This window comes from Microcystis wesenbergii FACHB-1317, from assembly GCF_014696875.1.
GTDB lineage: Bacteria > Cyanobacteriota > Cyanobacteriia > Cyanobacteriales > Microcystaceae > Microcystis > Microcystis wesenbergii_A.
The window spans coordinates 1-3535 of the sequence record NZ_JACJQV010000086.1; the positions used below are offsets into that span (position 1 = coordinate 1).

Here is a 3535-nt window from a genome sequence, read left to right on the forward strand (position 1 = left end):
AATTCCGGCTACTAATCCCAGATGGTCTAGATTTTTGACTTCAATTTCTGTTGATTGATTCATGGTCGAACAGTCCACTCGCCTCAGTTTTCCAACAATTCCTATTTTTTCATCATTAGGGGTCTCAAGACCCCCCTAGCGGCCACCGAGAAAACCTTCACCAGCTAGGTATTTTTACTCAAGTCTCTGGAGGGGGACAGCTTATGTGACAGTTGAGGGTGCGGAATGTGGGTGAGAATTAGACGACCCACCCACGGCGCGGTTAACTTCGGGGGGGCGATACCAGGAAGTAACGACAATTGCAGACCCCCACTCCTCGCGAATTTGATCAAGTTTGATCGCCAGTTTTAAAATCTCGCGTTCTATGTCGTCACCAGTAGGGGGAATTCGGCGCGCGTCTCCTTTAGTTACCTCTCCTACAGAAAAATATTTAGAGATTTTTTGAAAAGGATTTCTCCAGTTAATCTGTGTTTGAGTCATTGTTGCTACAGTCGTCTTTATTAGTACTCCATTGGGCTAATCCAGCACCGACAACAGCCGTCGGGCCAGTAAGGGCTAATGCCAATTTTTCAGCTGGGAGGTGATAGCTGATCGCAATCCCGCTAACTAATCCCGCTCCGATAAGAAGTAAAGCGATTTTATTTTTCGGTGACATTCTAAAAAAAATAAGGGGCAAACAATAACCAGCAAATTGAATGGAATCATGATTGTTCGGGTAATCTCTCTAGGATTAGATCGAGTTTTATTTCTTTTGTGTCAATAATCGGTCCCGTATATTCCCATAAATACAAAGTGATTTGTCGATGCCAATAAGGAACCGAAATTAACAAGGAATAACTTGACCCGAAACTAACAGGGTATCTTAGCAGCGAAAATTGATTTAAAAAAATTCGCTTACTATCTACCACCGTGTCAGGGTTTCCCCCCACCGTTAAACCCGTGACATACTTGCGTTTAACATTAGCCGCGAACTTCCATTTAGGATCAGCATCTTGACTGGTAGCGTAAAAAGCGAGCAACTCAGCATTTAACTGAACCGGAACGGAAATATCTGGCAAAGGGAAATATCGTTCTAATTCTGGTCTGTTTCCCGGCGCTGGTTCTGAGGTAAAGCTCTGACTCCAGACAGACTGCCAGTTATTAGAATTACTTGCGTTATAAGAAGTCATGCAAATTAAAGCTAATTACCTCTAAATAGTCATCGACATCTACCCCGCAACTTTCAACTATATCAAGATAGTTTATGGGGTCAATTTTTAACGAAAGGAAATCGGTTAATGCTTGCCCACAAAGGATTAAATTTTCTGATGTTTTTTCTAAAGAAATTTCATCGCCTAATCCTTGAGGAGTCCATAACCTCATTCCTTCTTTAATTTGAGGCAAAAAAGAATTAATCACGGCGGAACTCTTCTGGGTCAAAACTTACGGTATGAGTGCGATTAGAACCGCTAAAAACGTCATCGGTTAAAATATCGTTAATGTGCTCTTGATAGCGAATCGTTCCAGCTGTTTGCCCCATGGGAACCGTGTAAGCGGCCCCGGTCTTGTCCTTGTATTTTCGCCCGGTAATTGCTGATGTCTGAGTGGTTCCAGTAACAATGGTAGCGATGCGAGCTTTGGCCGGCACAAAGGAGCTATCTTTAAAGAAATCATTTAATCCGGTCGTGATCACGCCGAACTTAGCTTTAGGAGCGAATCCATTTAAAAAAGCAGAAGAGCGTCCAGACATAGTGACTAGCTGTTTAGCTTGGTCATCAGTTTCATTGAATCCAAACGCTTTCACACCGACCGAAACTTCTCCATTTAGGTTAGGTCTAATGATGTTTCGCTCTGGTCCGTTGCCTTCGCGCCATTTTGCATATTTAACGAAGTCTAAATTTTGGGGTAGTGAACTGGTTTCGACATTTCCCAACTTTAAAGCGTCATAAATCCGCTCTAAATCTGAAAATCTTTTTCTTGCCATTTTATCTGATCAATAAATTGTTGCTATCAACAACGGCGAATCCGTTAACTCAGTTATAGCAAGGCTTGCAGCCAATACGACTTGACGGAAGGATATAGACTATCCGTGAATACTAGCGAAACTCATCTACAAGAGCATCAAGGAAGGTAAACGAGCGATCGAAAAGAGCGATCGGCTTATTCACTCCCCAGATGGTAGCTGTGGCGTACTGAAAGCGCACATCAACCATTGGACGGCGGCGAGGTTTACGTCGGCTTTTTCCTAAAACTGTGTGATTGCCAGGGCTATAGGGGAAAGATTCATTTTCATTGTCGGCAATATTAGACTTCAAAAACTTCCAATCAGGCGTATCATTTTGTAAGTCTAAAACCTTATTAATTAACTCTTTAGCTGTAGCTTCATCTCGACAAAGTAACTGCAATTGATAACCCTTGTCTTTCTCAGTGTAAGAGTATAATTTTCGTCCTTTTTTCCAAACATATCCGTTAGCGGCTCCGAACTCTGTTTTAATTTTGTTGGCTAACGTAGTTAATTCTGTTTTAGTTATTGTGGTGCTAGATTCATTCATTAATCTAAAAGAAATCTCTCCCCAAGTTGGGCGAGAATCTTCCTCTACATCATTCTGATCATTTTTAGGGAGCATCTCACTTATGCAATGAGTATTAATACTTATAGCCGTCAACAACTAGAAAATCTTCAACTTGATCACAAAGAGAAATGAGATTATAATAGTTATAACTCACAATTCAGAATATAGCTCGATGGGAGGAACAATCCAATGTTATCAGAAAATGAAAAAAGAATTCAAGAGTTATCCCGAGAGTTGGGAGCTTGTCTCTATGAGCAATCCCAAATTAAGAAATTTAATAACCTGGGAGAAATAGAGGAGACGGTCAGAGATTTAATGATTGGTGTATGTTAACCCAGAAATCGGTATTTTTTTGTCAAAACAAGCACAGGAGAAACAGCCGGTCGGACAAGAAAAGTAAAAAGTATTTTGGGCGAATTACCAATTACAGAAAAACAAGCGAAGAAGTTAGAAGTAAAGCCTCGGACTCAGATGAGTCCAATGTTAGAGAAGAACTGTTTGCTATTAAGTGGCGATGAATCCTACGAGAAATCGGCGCAGAAAATCAAATCATTGACAGGAATTGCTGTTTCTCACAGTACCCAACAACGCCTCGTACATCGCTATGCTTTTGAAGAATTACCGTCTAACCCAGAAGTTGAAGTCGAAGAAATGAGCCTAGATGGCGGTAAGGTACGACTAAGAACTGCCAAGGGAAAAGCCTTGATTTGGCGTGATTATAAAGCAGTGAGTTTTCATCAACTGGGGGTAGCGGCCTTTTTTCAAGATAACTCGGCTTTATTAGATTTGGTTAATTCTCAAGTTTTGGCCAAGCCTTTAATTTGTTGAGGAGATGGACATGATGGTATCTGGAATTTATTTCGTGAGATAGGAGAGAAACAGGAAAGAATTGAAATATTGTCTTGGTATCATTTAATCGAAAACCTCTATAAAGTTGGCGGGTCATTCCAGCGGATTGATGAGGTAAAATGTTTTCTATGGAA

6 protein-coding genes and 1 pseudogene are annotated in these 3535 nt (G+C 41.0%); 1 reads left to right on the plus strand and 6 read right to left on the minus strand.

Going from position 1 to position 3535, the window contains the following annotated elements; translation table 11 throughout:
- Window positions 1-201: 201 nt before the first annotated feature.
- The 6 genes from H6F92_RS04745 to H6F92_RS04770 form a co-directional block, all read right to left on the minus strand.
- Window positions 202-480: a D-Ala-D-Ala carboxypeptidase family metallohydrolase gene (locus tag H6F92_RS04745; RefSeq protein ID WP_190356962.1), complete on the minus strand. Its 279-nt coding sequence runs from the start codon at window positions 478-480 to the stop codon at window positions 202-204.
- Entirely contained in the window at window positions 461-655 is a 195-nt protein-coding gene (locus tag H6F92_RS04750) for a hypothetical protein (RefSeq protein WP_190356963.1), read from the minus strand. The genes H6F92_RS04745 and H6F92_RS04750 overlap by 20 nt, the downstream gene beginning before the upstream one ends.
- A gap of 46 nt (window positions 656-701) precedes the next feature.
- Window positions 702-1169 (minus strand): hypothetical protein, encoded by a 468-nt coding sequence (locus H6F92_RS04755; RefSeq protein WP_190356964.1) that lies wholly within the window; start codon window positions 1167-1169, stop codon window positions 702-704.
- Entirely contained in the window at window positions 1156-1398 is a 243-nt protein-coding gene (locus H6F92_RS04760; RefSeq protein WP_190356965.1) for a hypothetical protein, read from the minus strand. The genes H6F92_RS04755 and H6F92_RS04760 overlap by 14 nt, the downstream gene beginning before the upstream one ends.
- Complete coding sequence (locus tag H6F92_RS04765; RefSeq protein ID WP_190356966.1) at window positions 1391-1963, minus strand: hypothetical protein; 573 nt, start codon at window positions 1961-1963, stop codon at window positions 1391-1393. Before H6F92_RS04765 ends, H6F92_RS04760 begins: the two co-directional genes overlap by 8 nt.
- Before the next feature lie 112 nt (window positions 1964-2075).
- Complete coding sequence (locus H6F92_RS04770; RefSeq protein WP_242030005.1) at window positions 2076-2606, minus strand: hypothetical protein; 531 nt, start codon at window positions 2604-2606, stop codon at window positions 2076-2078.
- A 135-nt stretch (window positions 2607-2741) separates the two neighbouring features.
- Here H6F92_RS04770 and H6F92_RS04775 point away from each other — a divergent pair.
- Window positions 2742-3535 (plus strand): annotated as a pseudogene (locus H6F92_RS04775) (ISKra4 family transposase); the annotation flags it as partial.

Coding starts and splice junctions, on each gene's coding strand:
- H6F92_RS04745 (WP_190356962.1), bottom strand. CDS start 480: ATGACTCAAACACAGATTAACTGGAGAAATCCTTTTCAAAAAATCTCT.
- H6F92_RS04755 (WP_190356964.1), bottom strand. CDS start 1,169: ATGACTTCTTATAACGCAAGTAATTCTAATAACTGGCAGTCTGTCTGG.
- H6F92_RS04750 (WP_190356963.1), bottom strand. CDS start 655: ATGTCACCGAAAAATAAAATCGCTTTACTTCTTATCGGAGCGGGATTA.
- H6F92_RS04765 (WP_190356966.1), bottom strand. CDS start 1,963: ATGGCAAGAAAAAGATTTTCAGATTTAGAGCGGATTTATGACGCTTTA.
- H6F92_RS04770 (WP_242030005.1), bottom strand. CDS start 2,606: ATGCTCCCTAAAAATGATCAGAATGATGTAGAGGAAGATTCTCGCCCA.